The 18,132-nt window shown below is 62.3% G+C and carries 15 protein-coding genes and 1 pseudogene; 12 read left to right on the top strand and 4 right to left on the bottom strand.

The window, feature by feature from the left end; genetic code table 11:
• Positions 1–40 precede the first annotated feature (40 nt).
• Entirely contained in the window at positions 41–976 is a 936-nt protein-coding gene (locus RAE19_RS13820; RefSeq protein WP_313875434.1) for a LysR family transcriptional regulator, read from the top strand.
• Between the two features lie 38 nt (positions 977–1,014).
• On the opposite strand, the gene RAE19_RS13825 is transcribed toward RAE19_RS13820, so the two are convergent.
• Both RAE19_RS13825 and RAE19_RS13830 read right to left on the bottom strand, forming a co-directional pair.
• Entirely contained in the window at positions 1,015–1,224 is a 210-nt protein-coding gene (locus RAE19_RS13825; RefSeq protein WP_313875435.1) for a hypothetical protein, read from the bottom strand.
• A gap of 52 nt (positions 1,225–1,276) precedes the next feature.
• Entirely contained in the window at positions 1,277–2,542 is a 1,266-nt protein-coding gene (locus tag RAE19_RS13830; RefSeq protein WP_313875436.1) for a patatin-like phospholipase family protein, read from the bottom strand.
• Between the two features lie 152 nt (positions 2,543–2,694).
• Here RAE19_RS13830 and apbC point away from each other — a divergent pair, with 152 nt between their 5' ends.
• From apbC to RAE19_RS13885, 11 genes and pseudogenes are all read left to right on the top strand, one after another.
• Complete coding sequence (gene apbC / locus RAE19_RS13835; protein WP_313875437.1) at positions 2,695–3,786, top strand: iron-sulfur cluster carrier protein ApbC; 1,092 nt, start codon at positions 2,695–2,697, stop codon at positions 3,784–3,786.
• A gap of 15 nt (positions 3,787–3,801) precedes the next feature.
• Complete coding sequence (locus RAE19_RS13840; RefSeq protein ID WP_313875438.1) at positions 3,802–4,749, top strand: LysR family transcriptional regulator; 948 nt, start codon at positions 3,802–3,804, stop codon at positions 4,747–4,749.
• 111 nt (positions 4,750–4,860) lie between these two features.
• Positions 4,861–6,402, top strand: coding sequence for a methyl-accepting chemotaxis protein (locus tag RAE19_RS13845; RefSeq protein ID WP_313875439.1), 1,542 nt, complete (start codon positions 4,861–4,863; stop codon positions 6,400–6,402).
• A gap of 139 nt (positions 6,403–6,541) precedes the next feature.
• Positions 6,542–8,170, top strand: a complete 1,629-nt coding sequence (locus RAE19_RS13850) for an OFA family MFS transporter (RefSeq protein ID WP_313875440.1) — start codon at positions 6,542–6,544, stop codon at positions 8,168–8,170.
• A gap of 27 nt (positions 8,171–8,197) precedes the next feature.
• Positions 8,198–8,974 (top strand): molybdenum cofactor guanylyltransferase MobA, encoded by a 777-nt coding sequence (gene mobA, locus RAE19_RS13855; protein ID WP_313875441.1) that lies wholly within the window; start codon positions 8,198–8,200, stop codon positions 8,972–8,974.
• A pseudogene (moeA, locus tag RAE19_RS13860) lies at positions 8,974–10,238 on the top strand (molybdopterin molybdotransferase MoeA). Before mobA ends, moeA begins: the two are co-directional and overlap by 1 nt.
• A gap of 75 nt (positions 10,239–10,313) precedes the next feature.
• Complete coding sequence (locus tag RAE19_RS13865; protein ID WP_313875442.1) at positions 10,314–12,605, top strand: FdhF/YdeP family oxidoreductase; 2,292 nt, start codon at positions 10,314–10,316, stop codon at positions 12,603–12,605.
• On the top strand, positions 12,602–12,859 hold the full coding sequence (locus tag RAE19_RS13870; RefSeq protein ID WP_313875443.1) for an HTH domain-containing protein: 258 nt from the start codon (positions 12,602–12,604) through the stop codon (positions 12,857–12,859). Before RAE19_RS13865 ends, RAE19_RS13870 begins: the two co-directional genes overlap by 4 nt.
• Positions 12,849–13,658, top strand: a complete 810-nt coding sequence (gene fdhD, locus RAE19_RS13875; protein WP_313875444.1) for a formate dehydrogenase accessory sulfurtransferase FdhD — start codon at positions 12,849–12,851, stop codon at positions 13,656–13,658. Before RAE19_RS13870 ends, fdhD begins: the two co-directional genes overlap by 11 nt.
• Positions 13,659–13,741: 83 nt before the next feature.
• Positions 13,742–16,258, top strand: coding sequence for an ABC transporter permease (locus RAE19_RS13880; protein ID WP_313875445.1), 2,517 nt, complete (start codon positions 13,742–13,744; stop codon positions 16,256–16,258).
• Positions 16,259–16,326: 68 nt separating this feature from the next.
• A complete protein-coding gene (locus tag RAE19_RS13885; RefSeq protein WP_313875446.1) occupies positions 16,327–16,728 on the top strand; it encodes a group II truncated hemoglobin in 402 nt (133 codons plus the stop codon).
• 29 nt (positions 16,729–16,757) lie between these two features.
• Here the strand turns inward: RAE19_RS13885 and RAE19_RS13890 are convergent, their stop codons facing one another.
• Complete coding sequence (locus tag RAE19_RS13890; RefSeq protein WP_313875447.1) at positions 16,758–17,402, bottom strand: Smr/MutS family protein; 645 nt, start codon at positions 17,400–17,402, stop codon at positions 16,758–16,760.
• A 9-nt stretch (positions 17,403–17,411) separates the two neighbouring features.
• Positions 17,412–18,131: a RadC family protein gene (radC, locus tag RAE19_RS13895; protein WP_313875448.1), complete on the bottom strand. Its 720-nt coding sequence runs from the start codon at positions 18,129–18,131 to the stop codon at positions 17,412–17,414.
• Position 18,132 lies beyond the last annotated feature (1 nt).

Consider the following 18,132-nt stretch of genomic DNA (forward strand, 5'->3'; position numbering starts at 1 on the left):
GCGTTAGATTGTCCTGAAAATGGGACGATAAAGGGCGCAAATGCAAGATACCAATGACATGCTGTACTTCGCCGAGGTGGTGGAGCGGGGCGGCTTTGCTGCTGCCGGGCGGCATCTAGGCATTCCCAAATCCAAGCTTTCGCGCCGCGTGGGCGAGCTGGAAGCCCGGTTGGGCGTGCGCCTGCTACAGCGCACTACGCGCAAGCTTTCGGTTACCGAAGTGGGCGAGGTCTATTTGCGCCACTGCATTGCCATGCGCGATGCAGCCGAAGCGGCCGCCCAGGCAGTGGAGCAGGTGCAGACCGAGCCACGCGGCACCATTCGTATTGCCTGTCCAGTGACGCTGGCCCAAAGCACGGTGGGGCCGATCATGGCGCTATTTTTGGCGCGCCACCCTCTGGTGAAGGTGGACATGCGCATCAGCAACCGGGTGGTGGATCTGGTGGAGGAGGGCGTGGACGTGGCGCTGCGTGTGCGTATTTCGCTGGACGACAGTGGCAGCCTGGTAGTGAAAAAGTTGGGCGAGTCCAATACGGTGTTGGTGGCCAGCCCGCTGCAGTTGGCGCGGCAGGGGCAGCCTGCCTCGATCAATGATTTGGCGCACATGGACACGATTTCCATGTCAGCTATAGATGGCCGTGCCAGCTTGGTCTTGCTAGGGCCGGGTGGCGCCACACACGCCTTGGTGCATAAGCCGCGCTATGTGGCGGATGACTTGTTAACGCTCAAGTTCGCTGCTTTGCAGGGTACGGGCATGTGCTTTTTGCCGGACTACATGTGCCGGCGCGAACTAGAGCAAGGCCGGCTGGTACATGTGCTGCCGGGCTGGGCGCCGCCACGCGGCATATTCCATGCGGTGTACCCGTCACGCCGCGGCATGGTGCCGGCCGTACGGCGTTTTTTGGATTTTTTGGGCGAACACACCAGTAACGAAGGCATGCCCGTGCTGCCGCCGGGCTGTCCGTCCATCGACTGAGGCCGTTGTGAGTCAGTGCAAGCGCGGTGTGGGCTTGCTTAGTCCGGAATGCTGATACCCATTGCGGCCAGCTTTTTGGCCCAGGTGGCTCTGCGCTTTTCTGCTTTGGCAGCGGTATCCACCGCTGCTTTGATGGCGGCGGGACCTTTTTTGGCCACGGTCTGGATCAACCCTTGTTTGTGAGCAGCATCGGCTGCGGCGCGTTGGTAGGTGGCCAGCAGACTGGCGGATGCGGAGGATGTGGTCACACGGGCCTCGGTGGCAAAGCGCCTATTGTCTACGGTGCGCGACGGCGGATAGTTACGGCAGCCGCAGGGGGTCTTTGCGGCGTTCCACAAATTTTGTGTCGCCGGGCTCCGGGTCATTGTTGGCCGGGTCGTTCCAACCGAAGAACTTGCAGACCTCGGCGCGCTGCTTTTGGGCGTCGGCATATCCCAGCGCCATGAGCTCGGTGGTGTAGCCGCTCTCAAACAGCAGGTAGCTGGCGAGTGCGGCGCCTTTGACGTCGGCCTTGGCGGACGACACCCCCACGCCGCCCAGCATGGTGCGCACCGCGTGCGGCAGGTCGCCCACGTGCCGCGAGGCGACTGCATCCAGCCGCTGGCTCGGCGCAATAACCAGCAGCTCCACCGGCCGCAAAGAGCTGCCTTTGCGCAAGTCTTCTGGCACCAGTTTGATGGTCTGGTTGATGCGCTGCACCCGCTCCACATCCACGGCCAGTGCATCCAAAAAGATATTCGACAAGGCGTGACCGGCGATCTGGGCGATGCTCGGGTAGCTGCTGGTGGTGTGGAGGTGCGCCTCTTCTTTAGGCTCGTGCATGCGCCCAGCGCCGATCACCAGTATGCGTTCTGCTCCTAAATGGATAGCAGGTGCCACCGGCGCACTTTGGCGCATAGAGCCGTCGCCAAAGTATTCATCCCGCCCGTTGATGTGCAACTGCGTTGCCGGAAACACAAACGGGATCGCGCTGGATGCGAGAAGGTGGGCATGGGTGATCCGGTCCCGGACGGCGAATCGCTGGGTGCGGAACCAGGGCATGAGGCGCCTGTCGCCTTCAAAAAAGGTCACGTGATCGCCGGTGCTGTAGCTAGACGCAGTGACCGCCAGCGCCTGCAAATGCCCCTGGCGCACCAGTTCCGGCAAGCGATCCAGCGGCACCAGGCCCTGCAAAAGTTCACCCAAAGGGCTGTTGTCCAGCAGAGAGCGCGGTTTGACGCGGCGCCATTTGGCCAGCACCCAGCCCAGCGAGAGCAAGGTCATCCAGGTCGCGCCGGAGCGCAACATGCTCAGGTGGTCCGCGCGGTACACATCGTGCGCATGGAAGTTTTGCCAAGTGTGCGCGATCTTGCGGATCGTACCGTCGAAATCATCCGACCCGCAGGCCAGGGCCGACGCGTTGATGGCCCCGGCAGAAGTGCCGGCAATGATGGGGAAGGGGTTGGATTGCCAGCCGGCACCGCAGGCCAGCCGCAAGTCGGCAATGGCTTCCAGGACTCCGACCTGGTAGGCGGCGCGTGCGCCTCCACCGGTCAGCAGCAGGCCGGTCATGGGTACGGTGGACATGGCAGCGCTCATACTCTTCATTATGAAAAGCCCACCGGACTTGTAAATAGCAAAGTGTGCGGGGTTAACCCTTGATTGGTGGCACAGACTTTGCACCTTGGGCAACGGCGGGTATGCCCCCTTGGATAGACTCGCCCGATTCAGGAGTTTTTATGGCGTTTACCGAACAAGACATTACCCAGGCCCTGCAGAGCCTGATCGACCCGAACACCGGCGCCACGTTTGCCAGCGCCAAAGCTTTCAAAAACATCAAGGTCCAAGGCGCTGACGTGCAACTGGACCTGGAGCTGGGCTATCCCGCCAAGAGCCAATGGCCCGCGCTGGTGGCACTGGTAACCCACACCACACGCACCGTGGCTGGCGTCGGTGCAGTGACCGTGAGCCCTAAGCTCCACATCGTGCCCCATGCGGTGCAGCGTGGTGTGCAGCTGCTGCCGGGTGTGAAAAACATTGTGGCCGTGGCATCCGGCAAGGGCGGTGTGGGCAAGAGCACCACCGCAGCCAACTTGGCGTTGGCCTTGGCCGCCGAGGGCGCGCGGGTGGGCTTGCTCGATGCAGACATTTACGGCCCCAGCCAACCCATGATGATGGGCATTGAAGGCCGCCCCGACACAACCGACGGCAAAACCATGGAGCCCATGGAAAACCACGGTGTGCAGGTCATGTCGATTGGGTTTTTGGTCGATGGCGATCAGGCCATGATCTGGCGCGGCCCCATGGCCACTCAGGCGCTGGAGCAGTTGCTGCGCCAGACCAACTGGAAAGACCTCGATTACCTGATCGTCGACATGCCGCCCGGCACCGGTGATATCCAGCTCACCCTGAGCCAGCGGGTTCCTTTGACCGGCGCAGTGGTGGTGACCACGCCGCAAGACATTGCCTTGTTGGATGCCAAAAAGGGCATCAAGATGTTTGAGAAGGTCGGTGTGCCGATTCTCGGCATCGTCGAAAACATGGCGGTTCATGTGTGCAGCAACTGCGGCCATGTGGAGCACATTTTCGGGGCCGATGGCGGCAAGAAAATGGCGGCCGGCTATGGCATGGATTACCTGGGCGCCTTGCCTTTGGCCTTGCACATCCGTGAGCAAGCAGACAGCGGCACCCCAACGGTGGTTGCTGCACCTGAGAGCGAAGTAGCGGGCCTCTACAAAGGTATTGCCCGCCAGGTAGCGATCAAAATCGCGGCGCAATCCAAAGACTTCTCGAGCAAGTTCCCCACGATCACTATCAGCAAGAACAGCTAATAGCGCGGCGTTGGCATGAATCTGCTTTCGTCTCTGCGCTATCTGGTGGCTCTGGATGAGCACCGGCATTTCGCGCGGGCTGCACAGGCCTGCCACATTACCCAGCCCGCACTCTCCAATGCCCTGAGGGCGTTGGAAGAAGAATTTGCGGTGGTCATCGTGCGCCGCGGCCGAACCTTTGTGGGTTTTACCCCCGAGGGCGACAAAGTGCTGGACTCTGCCCGCCGCATGTTGCACGAGCACAAGGTGCTTGCCCAATCTTTGCGTAGTACGGTGGACCAGCCTGCGGGCCGTTTTGTCGTGGGGGCAGTGCCGACGGCGGTACCTATTGCCGCGCGGTTTGCTGCCATGCTCCATGCCCGGCACCCGGAGCTGATGCCGGTGGTGCTCTCGCTGAGTTCAAGCGAGCTTGAAAAGCGGCTCGAAAGCTTGTCTATCGATCTGGCGCTGGGTTACACCGAGCGCATGGATTTGCGGGCGGTGCAGCTGACGGCGTATCCGCAATACAACGAACACTACTTTTTGTTACGAAAATCCCGGACGCCGCATGCGTTCGAATTGCAGATCGCGGAGCCGGAGTCGTGGCTACAGGCGTCCGAGGTTTCTCTATGTCTGCTGACCTCTGAAATGCACAACCGCACCATCGTGGATGCCTCGTTTGCGGCGGCAGGTTGCACCCCCAAAGTGGTGATGGAAACCAACTCCATCTTGACCATGGCGCTTAGCGTCGTGGCGGGCCAGGTGTGCAGCGTCATGCCCGGCGCGCTGGTGTCCACAGTTCGCGGCTACCGGGAGTTGGAGGCTGTTCCCTTGGTGAGCCCTCAAGTGCTCACCCCTATCAGCTTTATGGCGCAGACGGCGGTGCGGCCATCACGCGCCATGGAAGCAGCCCTGCAACTGGCGCAAGACAGTGCTTGGTTGCGCCATGTGGCGACGCATACGGGACTTTTCACCGCCTTTTAGTTTGATTTGAATCAAGAAAATTGGTGTACAAACTGTGATTTTTAAAGTCTTAAAACTTGCAGGGCCATATGGTGTTGGACCGGCCATTGCAATCACAGAGAGTGACCCCCCATGCGCGTGTTCAATGGCCCCCAGCGGCGTGTCAATGCTGCTGCCCGAAAGTTTGCTGCGAGCTTGAGCGGTAGCTTTTCGCTGGACCCGCATGCGCGGATCGATGTGCAAGGCCGCTCCACGCCGGCGCTGCGCAACGGTGCTCGCATTCTCAACATGGACTTCGCGTTAGCCGATGAATTCACCCGCGCGACTGGTCTGGTCGCCACGGTGTTTGCGAGGGATGGCAGCGACTTCTTCCGCGTCACAACCTCGATTCGCAAGCAGGATGGTGAGCGCGCGATTGGCACTCCGCTGGACCGCTCGCAGCCGGCCTATACCGATGTACTGCAAGGCCGCTCCCATACCGGCTATGCGATTGTTTTCGGCAAGCAGTACCTCACCCGTTACGAGCCGATCAAGGATAGCCAAGGGCAGGTGATTGGCGTTTTGTTCGTTGGTTTGGACGTGACATCGTCGCCGGGCATGGGGCTGGCAGCCTCGATGGCCTGGCGTGTCTCAGCGGTCTACGGTGTGGTGGAACTGCTGTACCTTGCGGCAAACGGCCAGCTCGGAAATCTCCAGGAGATGGGCATGAGCGGCTTCATGCTCGCACTGCTGTGGGTGACCACCTACAGCCTGATGAATCACTTTGTGGCCCAGCCCTTGAAGGCTGGTCACTCCGCTTCGCAGCGTATGGCCTCGGGGGATTTGACACGCCAGGTCCATGTCGGCACCAGCGATGACATCGGGCAAGTGCTGATGGCTATGAACAGCATCAACGTGGGCTTGACCCTGTTGATCGGCAAAGTGCGCAATGCCTCTGATGTGGTTGCCATGGGCACCAACGAAATCGCTGATGGCAATGTCGATTTGGCCAACCGCACTGAAAAACAAGCCGGCGAGGTGAACTCCGCCGCGAGCGCTGTGCATCAACTCACCAGCACCGTGGCCCAGACGGCGGAGCAGACCCACAAAGTCAACCAGTTGGTTACCAGCGTGGCGACTGTTGCCAGCAGCGGTAGCCAGGTGGTGCAGGATGTGGTGAGCACCATGGGGCAGATATCCACCAGTGCCAACAAGATCAACGACATCATTGCCTTGATTGAAGGCATCGCTTTTCAAACCAACATCCTGGCTCTGAACGCGGCAGTCGAAGCCGCCCGCGCGGGCGAGCAAGGGCGGGGATTCGCCGTCGTGGCCTCAGAGGTCCGCAACCTTGCCAAGCGTTCATCCACGGCGGCTCACGAAATCAAGGACCTGATTGCAGCCTCGGTGAGCAACGTATCTGCGGGTAGTCAGCTCGTGGAAAAGACCCGCGAGTCCATGGAGGAAATCACCTCGTCTATTGCCGAGGTGGTCCGCTATGTCGAGGGCATCGCCCACGCCAGCCAGGAGCAAAGTGCCGGTATCGAAAGCGTGAACCGGAGCATTTCAGAAATCGACCAGATGACGCAGCAAAACGCCGCGCTGGTTGAAGAGGCCGCTGCCGCAGCCATGCGTATGCGTGATCAATCTCACACGTTGACGGATGCCGTCAACACTTTCAAGACCCCAGCCTAAATGCTGCGCAGCAGCATTTATTTTTTGAATCAATGCATGTGATGAATCCATTGGACTCATCCGGCTTGAACGGTGACACTGCGCCCGCCCCGTTGGACAGCGGTGGGTCAGTGTTTCTCTAAACCCCGAAGGAGACTTAATGTCTGGAATTCTCGACAAGGAACGGATCATCGCTGGTCCCGGCTTTAATCGTTGGCTGGTACCGCCTGCCGCTCTCGCTATTCACTTGTGCATCGGCATGGCTTATGGCTTTTCCGTGTTCTGGTTGCCACTCTCCAAAGCACTGGGCATCAAAGAAGCCATCAAGTGCGGCCCCGAAGTAGGTTTTTGGGCACAGCTCTTTACCACCAACTGCGACTGGCAAATCTCCACCCTCGGTTGGATGTACACCCTGTTCTTCGTATTGCTGGGTTCCAGCGCTGCGATCTGGGGCGGTTGGCTTGAGCGTTCGGGCCCCCGCAAGGCAGGCGTGGTGTCGGCGGTGTGCTGGTGCGGCGGTATGTTGATTTCCGCCCTCGGTATCTACACCCACCAGTTCTGGCTCATGTTGTTGGGCTCTGGCGTCATTGGCGGCATCGGTTTGGGCTTGGGGTACATCTCCCCCGTGTCCACACTGATCAAATGGTTCCCGGACCGTCGTGGCATGGCCACCGGTATGGCGATCATGGGCTTTGGTGGCGGTGCCATGATCGGCTCGCCCCTCGCGGCTGACTTGATGAAGTACTTCGCCACCCCCACTGACATGGGCGTGATGCAGACCTTCGTGGTGATGGCGCTGATTTACTTCGTGTTCATGATGGCAGGTGCCTTCGGCTACCGCGTGCCTGAAACCGGTTGGAAGCCCGCAGGCTGGAACCCCCCACCCGCGCAAGTGAACAATGTCATGATCACTCAGAAGCACGTGCATGTGAAAAAGGTCTGGGGCATCCCCCAGTTCTGGCTCATCTGGATGGTGTTGTGCATGAACGTGAGTGCCGGTATCGGCGTGATCGGCATGGCTTCCCCCATGTTGCAAGAAGTGTTCGGCGGCACCTTGATCGGTGTGCAAGCCAAGTTCGGCGAGCTCGACAAAGCCCAGTTGGCAGCGATTGCCACCGTGGCAGCCGGCTTTACTGCGTTGCTCTCGTTGTTCAACATTGGCGGCCGCTTCTTCTGGGCCAGCCTGTCCGACAAGATGGGTCGCAAGATCACCTACATCGTGTTTTTTGTGTTGGGCGGCCTGATGTATTTCAGCGTTCCCGGCAGCGCTGCCGCAGGCAGCATCGTGCTCTTCGTGGGTGCTTTCTGTGTGATTTTGAGTATGTACGGCGGCGGCTTCGCCACAGTGCCTGCGTATCTTGCTGACTTGTTCGGTACCCAAATGGTGGGCGCGATCCACGGCCGTCTTTTGACTGCATGGGCGACGGCTGGCGTGTTGGGTCCAGTGGTGGTGAACTACATGCGCGAATACCAGCTTGGCCTGGGCATTCCGCGTGAGCAGGTTTACAACCAGACCATGTACATCCTGGTGGGCATGTTGGTGGTGGGCCTGATCTGCAACCTGCTGGTTCGTCCGCTGGACAACAAGTGGTTCATGACCGACGCTGAGTTGGCTGCTGAAAAGAAACTGGCCCACGAACGTGCAGCCGCTTCTGAAGTCGGCACCAGCACTGGCGGCGCAGACACGATCCCCACCTGGGTAGTGGCATTTGCTTGGGCGGCTGTGGGCCTGCCTTTGGCATGGGGCGTGTACCGCACCTTGCTGAGCGTTGCCAAGTTCTTCGCTTAACGTCCCTAGAACCTGAACAGGAACGCCATGACACCACCCGGCCTCCCTCCGCAGGCCTCCGCTGCGGCGGAGAGCCGGGTGTTGCCAGGCGCAGCGCCACAAGCGCGCGACCTGTTGACTGAGGCTGCCCCCGCGGCCTGTGCCGCAGCTTGGACGCTGTCTGACATCACCGCGCTGGTGCTGGCAGGCGGCCGTGGCATGCGCATGGGCGGGGTGGACAAGGGCTTGCAGCCCTTCCAGGGGGTGCCCCTGGTGCAGCAGGCCTTGCAGCGCCTCGCTGCGCAACAAGCCGGTGTGCTGGCGGGCGTCATCGTGAATGCCAACCGCAACCCGGATACCTACCTCGCTCTGGGTGAAGCCATTTTTGGCGCCGGGCAGGTACGGGTCGTACCCGACCGAGATACCGATTTTTCAGGCCCCTTGGCCGGCTTTCAGGCCGGGCTGGACGTGTGCGCCACCCCATTGATGCTGACCGTGCCTTGCGACAGCCCGTTGTTCCCGCTGGATCTGGCGCAGCGCTTGTTGGCCGCTCTGGTGCAGACCGGTGCCGACCTCGCGGTGGCAGTGGCCCCGGAGACCGGGCGCGATGGCCAGGTCGCCTTGCGCAGCCAGCCGGTGTTTTGTTTGATGCGCACCTCTTTGGCCCCCAGCCTGCACGACTATCTGCACCGCGGTGGTCGCAAGGTAGAGGCCTGGGCCACCAGTGTCCAAGGGGTGCAGGTTTCTTTCGATGCGCCGGGTGACGACCCGCGCGCTTTTGCCAATGCCAATACGCTGGACGAATTGCGCCAGCTCGAATCCTGATGCACACGCTGGACGACATCGCCCGCACCCTGCAGGGTTACGACCCGCAGGCCTTGCGCATGGCGGATGCCACTACGTTTATCGACCGCTTGGTAGCGCCCGTGCAGGGCACCGAGGTCTTGCCGCTGCGCCAGTGCTTGGGCCGCGTGCTTGCCGAGGATTTGATTTCCGGCATGGCCGTGCCCGCGCACGATAACTCTGCGATGGACGGCTTTGCGTTTAACGGTGCAGTGCTCGCAGGCCAGAGCACCTTGACGCTGCGCATAGCGGGCACCGCACTCGCCGGCAAAGCGTGGGCCGGTAGCTTGCAACCTGGCGAATGTCTCAAGGTGATGACCGGTGCCCTTTTGCCCGCTGGCTTGGACACCGTAGTACCCCATGAAATGACCACCGTGGAAGGTGATCAGGTCCAACTTCCTCCCGGCCGTTTGCGTGCCGGCGACAACCGCCGCCTGCGCGGTGAAGACCTGCAGCTCGGTGGCGTGGCGCTATCAAAAGGAGAGCTGCTCACGCCTGCTGCGCTTGGGCTAGCGGCCAGTTTGGGCCTGCAAAGCCTGACAGTGGTACGCCGGCTGAAGGTGGCCTATCTTTCTACCGGGGACGAAGTCATGTCCCCCGGCGAGCCGCTGCGCGAAGGCGCGGTGTTTGACAGTAACCGCTACACCATCGCCAGCTTGTTGGAGCGCCTGGGCTGCGACGTGATCGAGCTAGGGGTGGTGCGCGATGAGCCGGTGGCCCTAGAAGCTGCCTTCCGCCGCGCAGCCGAGAAGGCCGATGTGATCATCAGCAGCGGCGGTGTGAGTGTGGGCGAGGCCGACTTCACCAAATCGATGATGGCCAAGCTGGGTGATGTGGCCTTCTGGCGCATTGCCATGAGGCCCGGTCGGCCCTTTGCACTGGGCCGCATTGGCCGCACCGTGCTGTTCGGCCTGCCGGGGAATCCGGTGGCAGTGATGGTGACTTTTCTGTCGCTGGTGCGCCCCGCACTGCTCAAGATGATGGGTGCCCACCCGAAGCCGCAGCCCTTGCTACAGGCCCGCAGTGTGGAGCCCCTGCGCAAAAAGCCGGCCGCACCGAGTACCAGCGCGGCATCGTGACTGCCAGCCCTGACGGGCAATTGCAGGTGCGCACCACCGGTAACCAGGGCTCGGGCGTGCTGAGTTCCATGGTGCAGGCCAACGGCCTCATCGTGCTGGGGCACGAGCAAGGGAACTTGGCAGCGGGTGAGCTGGTCAGCGTGATGATGTTTGACGGCGTGATTTGAGGCCGTGCGATGCCCCTTGTGCTGCAGGCACAAGAGGCCTGCAGGGCAGTAACAGTGTGACTTACGGAGTATCCAATGAGCGAACAAAAAATTGAGTTGTACGACGGCCCGGCCGGTGGTTGGGGCGCATTGCGCAGTGTCGGCAAAGCGCTGCTGCGCCAGGACATTCCGGTCAAAGGCGCCAAAACGCTGCTGTCCGCCAACCAGCCGGACGGATTTGACTGCCCCGGCTGCGCCTGGCCGGACCGCAACCATGGCTCGACCTTCGAGTTTTGCGAAAACGGTGCCAAAGCCGTGGCGGCAGAAGCCACCGCACGCCGGGTTACGCGCGACTTTTTTGCGCAGCACAGCGTGGCCGAGTTGGCTTTGCAGAGCGACTTTGCCTTGGAAGACCACGGCCGCTTGACCGAGCCCATGGTCTACGACGCGCAGACCGACCACTACCGCCCTATCAGCTGGGACGACGCCTTCGGCCTGATCGCCAAACACCTCAACGCCTTGCCGGACCCGAACCAGGCCGCGTTCTACACCTCCGGGCGCGCCAGCAACGAGGCGGCGTTTTTGTACCAGTTGTTTGTGCGCCAGTACGGCACCAACAACTTCCCCGACTGCTCCAACATGTGCCACGAGCCCAGCGGCACCGGCATGCGCGAGAGCATTGGCGTAGGCAAGGGCACCGTCACGCTGGACGATTTCACCCAGGCCGAGGCCATCTTTATCTTCGGCCAGAACCCTGGCACCAACCACCCGCGCATGCTGGGCGAGTTGCGCCAGGCCGCCAAGCGCGGCGCGCGCATTGTGAGCATCAACCCGATGCGCGAGCGTGGGCTGGAGCGTTTTGCCGACCCGCAAGACAAGCTGGAAATGGCCACCCTGGGCGACACCGCCATTAGCAGCCATTACTTCCAGTTGCGCATAGGCGGCGACTTTGCCTTCGTCAAAGGCATGATGAAAGCCTTGGTCGAGTGGGATGATGCCGGGCGCCAGGTGTTGGACCATGCCTTCATTGCCGAGCACACCACCGGTTTTGACGCGCTGCTGCAGGATCTGCGCGCTGAATCCTGGGAGCTGCTGGAGAAAGAGTCCGGCCTGAGTGTTGAGCACATGCGCAGTGCGGCGGATGTGTATGCCAAGGCCGGCAGCACCATTGCGTGCTGGGGCATGGGCATTACCCAGCACCAAAATTCGGTGGCCACGATTCAGATGATCGTCAACCTGCTGCTCATGCGCGGCAACATCGGCCGCCCCGGTGCTGGTCCGTGCCCGGTGCGCGGCCACAGCAACGTGCAGGGCGACCGCACCATGGGTATCTGGGAGCACCCGCCCAAAGCGCTGTTGCAAAACCTTGAGCGCGTGTTCGGCTTTACACCTCCGCAGGAACCGGGCCTTGGCACGGTAGATACCATCCGCGCCATGCTGGACGGGCAGGTCAAGGTGTTCTTTGCCCTGGGCGGCAATTTCGCCGCAGCCACGCCCGACACGGTGCAGACTTGGAAGGCGCTGCGCCAGTGCGACCTCACAGTGCATGTCACGACCAAGCTTAACCGCAGCCACATCGTGCACGGGCGGGACGCCCTGATCCTGCCGTGCCTGGGCCGTACAGAAATGGACATGCAAGCCGGCGGCCTGCAGGGCGTGACCGTGGAAGACTCGATGAGCATGGTGCACATTTCCATGGGCATCAACCCGCCTGCAGCCCCCGATTTGTTGTCGGAGCCGGCCATCGTGGCCCGCCTGGCGGCAGCGACCCTGGGTGCACGCAGCCAAACCCCTTGGTTGTGGCTGGTGGAAGACTACAGCCGCATCCGCGACAAGATTGCCGATGTGTTTGTGGACTTCGCCGACTTCAACACCCGCGTGAGCGTGCCCGGCGGCTTCCGCCTGCGCAACACCGCCAGCGAGCGGGTCTGGATCACAGGGCCCGGCAAAGCGGTATTTAAGACTCACGCAGTGCCGGTGGACACCCCCTTGCACCAGGCCCGCCAGCGCAAGGGCGACGCCAAGGTGTTTGCCTTGATGACCACCCGCTCCCACGACCAGTACAACACCACCATTTATGGTGACGACGACCGCTACCGCGGCGTGTTCGGCCAGCGCCGGGTGGTGTTTGCCAACGAGCAAGACATTCGCGACCTCGGCATGAAAGCCGGGGATCTGATTGACTTTGTGACCGAGTGGGCCGATGGCGATGAGCGTCGTGCCGAGGGTTTCAAGCTGGTGGCCTACAACATCCCCCGTGGTTGTGTCGGGGCCTACTACCCCGAAACCAACCCCCTGGTGCCGCTGGACTCGGTGGCCATCAACGCCGGCACACCAACGTCCAAGTGCATTCCGGTGCTGATGCTCCCCCACAAGGCCGCTGCATGATGTCAGAGCTGCAGCAAACCTTGCTGCTGGCGCTGTACCGCGAGGCCAAGCCGGTCTCGCTGCCCAAGCTGGGCAAGCAGCTGGGCTTGAGCGGCAGTGTGGTGATGCGCGCACTGGCCACCTTGGGCGATGCTTCCATTGCCGGCCAGCCCGGGCCGGGCTGGGTCCGGTTGGACATGGCCGATGCCCGCTGGACCGCCAGTCTGACCGAGGCCGGGCGGATTCAATGTGCGGAGCATGACCATGCAGCCTGACGATTTGCATGCACCGTTGCGAAGCTGTGCCGTAGACCGTTGGCCGCAAGACGGCCAAACTACCGATGTGCTCGCTGCCGAAGTGCCAGTGGCGCTCGAGTTCAATGGCATCTCGCACGCGGTCATGTTGGCTACGCCGCAAGATTTGGAGGCCTTTGCCCTAGGCTTTGCGCTGACCGAGGGCATTCTGGATTCGGCTGCCCAGTGTTACGGCATCGAGGTCGAGCCGGTGCAGACTGACGCAGTGCAAGGGCTGGCCGTCAAATTGGACATTGCGGCCTCGTGTTTTCAGCGACTCAAGTCGCAACGCCGCAGTCTTGCCGGCAACACCGGCTGCGGGCTGTGCGGCGTGGAGAGCCTGGCCGCTTTGGGGCCCTCATTGCAAGTCATGCCACCGCAGCCGTGGCTGGCTGGCTTGACAGTCGAGACCTTGCTGCGCGCCTCCCGCGCGCTGCCCGATCACCAACCGCTGAACCGTGCCTGCGGCGCGCTGCACGCGGCCGCGTGGGTCAGCCCGGAAGGGGAGCTGTTGGCCGTGATGGAAGACGTAGGCCGCCACAACGCGCTCGACAAGCTTTTGGGCCAGCGCGCCCGCGATAGCCGACTGCAGGAGCCCGGTTTTGTGTTCATGACCAGCCGGGCCAGCCATGAGCTGATCCGCAAATGTGTGCGCATGGGTGTGGGCGCCATGGCCGCAATTTCTGCCCCGACTGACTTTGCGGTGGATGTTGCCGCGCGCAGCGGCCTGCAGCTGTGGGGCTTGGTGCGCGGGCAGCGGGCGGTGCGCTACACCCGGTAAAGCGCCGCAGAGGCCTTGCGAACAGAGGGGAAGCAGGGTCTCAGGAATAATGCCGGAGTGTTCGGTGGTGCCGGGAGGCCGTTTTGAAATTATCTTTTTTTGCGCTCGGTTGGCGCACTTTGTGGCGCGATGTGCGCTCCGGCGAACTGCGTTTGCTCATTCTGGCCGTCACACTGGCCGTGGCCGCGTTAACGGCGGTCGGCTTTTTTGCGGACCGGCTGCAGGGTGGCCTGCAGCGCGATGCGCGCCAGCTGCTCGGCGGGGATGCGGTCATCTCCAGCGACAACAAGCCGCCTGCTGCTTTTGAGGAGCGCGCCCGCGCACTCGGCTTGCAGGTGGTGCACACCCTCGGCTTTCCCACCATGGCCCGCGCTAGCGATGCCCAAGGCGGGGCTGCCAAGCTGGTGGCGCTCAAAACCGTCGAGGCTGGCTACCCGCTGCGCGGCACCCTGCGCATCAGCCCGTCACCCGACACCCCCGATACTCCAACCAAAGATATTCCTGCCCCCGGCCAAGCCTGGGTGGACGCTGCACTGCTGGATGCCATCGGCATTCAGGTGGGCGACCCGATTTTGCTGGGCGATGTGCAACTCAAGGTGGGCGCCATTCTGGTCATCGAGCCTGACCGCGGTGGCGGCTTCATGAACTTCGCGCCCCGTGTGATGCTGAACGAGGCCGATATTGCTGCCACCGGGCTCATCCAGCCTGCCAGCCGCTTGAGCTATCGCATGGCAGTGGCCGGCCCGGAGGCAGCTGTCAAAACGTATGTGGAATGGGCGGATGCCCAAGTCAAAAGCAGTGTGCGCGGTGTGCGGGTGGAGTCGCTGGAAAGCGGCCGCCCCGAAATGAGCCAAACGCTGGACCGTGCCAACAAATTCTTGAGCTTGGTGGCGCTGCTGGCCGCTTTGCTGAGCGCCGTCGCGGTAGCGTTGGCTGCGCGCGCCTTTGCCGCCAACCACCTGGACGACTGCGCCATGCTGCGGGTGTTGGGCTTGTCTCAGCGCACCATTGCCAGTGCTTACGCCTTTGAGTTTGCGCTGGTGGGCCTGTTTGCCAGCCTCTTGGGCGTGGCCGTGGGCTTTGGCGTTCATTACTTGTTTGTGGCCTTGCTGGCAGGGCTGGTGAGCGCCACCTTGCCGGCGGCATCCATTTGGCCCGCACTGCTCGGTATCGGCATGGGCTTGACGCTGCTGATGGCCTTCGGCTTGCCGCCAGTGTTGCAGTTGGCCCAGGTGCCGGCATTGCGGGTGATCCGCCGCGATGTGGGTAATCTGCGCCCGGCGTCTCTGGGCGTGCTGGCGATTGGCGTGGCCGGCTTTGCCGCCTTGCTGCTCACCGTCAGCAGCGATTTGACCTTGGGCCTGATTGCCGTGGGCGGCTTTGCCGGTGCAGTACTGGTGTTTGCAGGCTTGGGCTGGCTGGCCGTGAAGTTGTTGCGCAAAGCGGTCAACGAGAGCACCGCACCACGCTGGCTGGTGCTGGCCACGCGCCAGATATCGGCGCGCCCCATGTACACCGTGGTGCAGGTGAGTGCCTTGTCGGTGGGCTTGCTGGCGCTGGTGTTGCTGGTGCTGCTGCGCACCGACCTGATTGCCAGTTGGCGCAAAACCACCCCGCCCGACGCGCCCAACCGCTTTGTGATCAACGTGATGCCCGAGCAGTCGGATGCGTTCCAAAAGGCGCTGGTAGACAAGGGGGTCGCCAAATTCGACTGGTTCCCCATGATTCGCGGCAGGTTGGTGGCGGTGAACGACAAAGTTGTCTCCCCTGACGACTACACCGAAGACCGCGCCAAGCGCCTGGTGGACCGCGAGTTCAACATTTCGCACAGTGCCAAAAACCCGCAGCACAACCTGATCGTCGGTGGCAAATGGACCGAAGAAGAGGCCGGCGCCATCAGCGTAGAAGAGGGCATCGCCAAAACCCTGAACCTCAAGCTCGGCGACACCCTGCGCTTTGATGTGGGTGGCGTGCAAACCGAAGCCAAAATCACCTCGCTGCGCAAAGTGGACTGGGGCTCGATGCGGGCTAACTTCTTTGTGATGTTTCCGGTCAGCACCCTCAACGACGTGCCCAGCACCTACATGGGCGCCTTCAAAGCGCCCGAGACCAAGGGGTTTGACAACTCCTTGGTGCGCGAATTCCCCAACATCACCAACGTCGACATGAGCAGCACCATCAACCAGGTGCAGCGGGTGCTGGACCAGGTGATCCGGGCGGTGGAGTTTTTGTTCGGCTTCACGCTGGCCGCGGGGCTTGTGGTGTTGTTTGCCGCAGTGACCGCCACCCGCGAAGACCGTGCGCGCGAGTTCGCCATCATGCGGGCGGTGGGCGCGGGCAGCAGCCTGCTGCGCCAGGTGCAGCGCACCGAGCTGGCGGGTGTGGGCTTGTTGGCGGGCTTTTTGGCATCGGTCGTGGCCGCAGCGGTGGGCTGGGCGCTGGCGCGCTTCGTGTTTGAGTTCGACTGGACGGTGCAACTCTGGGTGCCCCTGGTAGGCGCACTGGCCGGTGCCGTGCTGGCGCTGGCCGCCGGCTGGTGGGGCCTGCGCGATGTGTTGCGCCGCCCTGTCGTGGAAACCTTGCGCCGCGCCGCGAGCTGATTGCTCTTATTTTTATAGCGGATGGCGCACATTCCATGAGCGCCAGAGGCACTTTTTGCTTGTAAGTCATGCAGATTCAAGACCCCAACGCCAAAACCCCGTTTGAATGGATTGGCGGCGAGCCCGTCATCCGCCAGATGGTGGATCGCTTTTATGACCTGATGGACCTGGAGCCCGGCTACGCCGAACTACGCGCAGCCCACGGCACCGACCTCGACAAGGCGCGCGACCATCTGTTCTGGTTTTTGTGCGGCTGGATGGGCGGGCCGGATTATTTTGTCGAGCGCTTTGGCCACCCACGCCTGCGCGCGCGGCACATGCCATTCAAGATCGGCATTCTGGAGCGTGACCAGTGGCTGGCCTGCATGGACCAGGCCATGGGCGACGCCGCTATCGACCCGGTGCTGCGCGAGCGGCTCAAAACCTCGTTTTTTCAGACGGCCGACTGGATGCGCAACGTCGGCACCTGAGGCCCAGCCTCGAAGGGGTTTAGCGGGGTTCAGGCCCGGTTCTGGGGCTGGAGTAGCACCACCAGTGCGCCCGCTCCACCCTGCGCCGGCTGGGCTTGCACAAAGGCCACCACCTCGGCTTTTTGCACCAGCCACTTGTGCACTTTCTCTTTGAGCACCGGCGCCTTGCCGGGCGAGCCCAACCCTTTGCCGTGCACTACCCGCACGCAGCGTATGCCATTGCGGTGCGATTCGCGGATGAAGGCGCCCAGCGCCTCGCGCGCTTCGTCGCTGCGGTAGCCGTGCAGGTCAATCTGCTTTTGAATGCTCCATTTGCCCTTGCGTAGCTTTTGCGTCACATCTGTGCCCACGCCGGGTCGGCGAAAGCTCAGGTGCTCATCAGTGTCCAGCAGGGTGGTGACGTCAATTTCGTCGCTCAGCGCCTCTTGCAGCGCGGCCGCGTCATCCAGCATCTGCTGTTTGGGGATGGGTTTGGGGGGCTCGGGTGTTAGCTTGGCGCGCTGGGGCGGCTCCAGCGGTTTGACCTTGCCAATGGCCGCTTGAAACAAGTTGCTGGCAGCGGCTTTGCGCTTGGCCTCAGCGGCCTTGTGGGCGGCCAGCGCAGCTTCGCGTGCGGCTTGGGCTTCGATGGCTTTTTTGACCTGCTTGAGGTCGGAAAGGGCGTTGATTTTCATGACTGCCCTTTAAATGAGTCCGGTCTCGGCCATGGACAGTGCCTGGCCGGGGCCTACGATGATGTGGTCCAACACCCGCACATCGACCAGTGCGAGCGCGGCTTTGAGTGTTTGGGTCAGCGCTTCGTCGGCACGGCTCGGCTGCACGCTGCCGCTGGGATGGTTGTGCGCCAGCACCACGGCCGCCGCACTGTGGTGCAGCGCACGGATCACCACCTCGCGCGGGTACACACTGGTTTGTGTGAGCGTGCCGCGAAACAGCTCTTCCATGGCCAGCAGCTTGTTCTGGCTGTCGAGAAAAAGTACCGCAAACACTTCATGCCCCTTGGCGGCCAAATGCAGCTGCAGGTAGTGCTTCACGGCCTGCGGGTCAGCAAACACCTCGCGCTCCTGCAGGCGCTGGGCCATGGCGCGGCGGGCGAGTTCGAGCACCGCCACAATCTCGGCCCGCTTGGCAGGCCCCAGGCCTTTGACGCGCTTGAGGTCGTCGGCAGTGGCGTGTAACAGGCCCGATATGCCTCCAAACCCGCCCTGGCCCCCGTCGACATTGCGCAAGGTGCTATCTTTTTTGAGTTGCAACAGCTCCTCGGCCATCTGCAACACGCCTTTGCCCGCAATGCCGGTGCGCAACAAAATCGCCAGCAACTCCGCATCGCTGAGCGCCCCGGGGCCGCGCGCGAGCAACTTCTCGCGCGGTTGGGCTTCCAGGGGGAGGTCTTTGAGGGGCATG

Origin of the sequence: Rhodoferax potami, from assembly GCF_032193805.1 — a bacterium.
Taxonomy (GTDB): domain Bacteria; phylum Pseudomonadota; class Gammaproteobacteria; order Burkholderiales; family Burkholderiaceae_C; genus Allorhodoferax; species Allorhodoferax potami_A.

Coding starts and splice junctions, on each gene's coding strand:
- RAE19_RS13820 (WP_313875434.1), top strand. CDS start 41: ATGCAAGATACCAATGACATGCTGTACTTCGCCGAGGTGGTGGAGCGG.
- RAE19_RS13830 (WP_313875436.1), bottom strand. CDS start 2,542: ATGTCCACCGTACCCATGACCGGCCTGCTGCTGACCGGTGGAGGCGCA.
- apbC (WP_313875437.1), top strand. CDS start 2,695: ATGGCGTTTACCGAACAAGACATTACCCAGGCCCTGCAGAGCCTGATC.
- RAE19_RS13840 (WP_313875438.1), top strand. CDS start 3,802: ATGAATCTGCTTTCGTCTCTGCGCTATCTGGTGGCTCTGGATGAGCAC.
- RAE19_RS13845 (WP_313875439.1), top strand. CDS start 4,861: ATGCGCGTGTTCAATGGCCCCCAGCGGCGTGTCAATGCTGCTGCCCGA.
- RAE19_RS13850 (WP_313875440.1), top strand. CDS start 6,542: ATGTCTGGAATTCTCGACAAGGAACGGATCATCGCTGGTCCCGGCTTT.
- mobA (WP_313875441.1), top strand. CDS start 8,198: ATGACACCACCCGGCCTCCCTCCGCAGGCCTCCGCTGCGGCGGAGAGC.
- RAE19_RS13865 (WP_313875442.1), top strand. CDS start 10,314: ATGAGCGAACAAAAAATTGAGTTGTACGACGGCCCGGCCGGTGGTTGG.
- RAE19_RS13870 (WP_313875443.1), top strand. CDS start 12,602: ATGATGTCAGAGCTGCAGCAAACCTTGCTGCTGGCGCTGTACCGCGAG.
- fdhD (WP_313875444.1), top strand. CDS start 12,849: ATGCAGCCTGACGATTTGCATGCACCGTTGCGAAGCTGTGCCGTAGAC.
- RAE19_RS13885 (WP_313875446.1), top strand. CDS start 16,327: ATGCAGATTCAAGACCCCAACGCCAAAACCCCGTTTGAATGGATTGGC.
- RAE19_RS13890 (WP_313875447.1), bottom strand. CDS start 17,402: ATGAAAATCAACGCCCTTTCCGACCTCAAGCAGGTCAAAAAAGCCATC.
- radC (WP_313875448.1), bottom strand. CDS start 18,131: ATGCCCCTCAAAGACCTCCCCCTGGAAGCCCAACCGCGCGAGAAGTTG.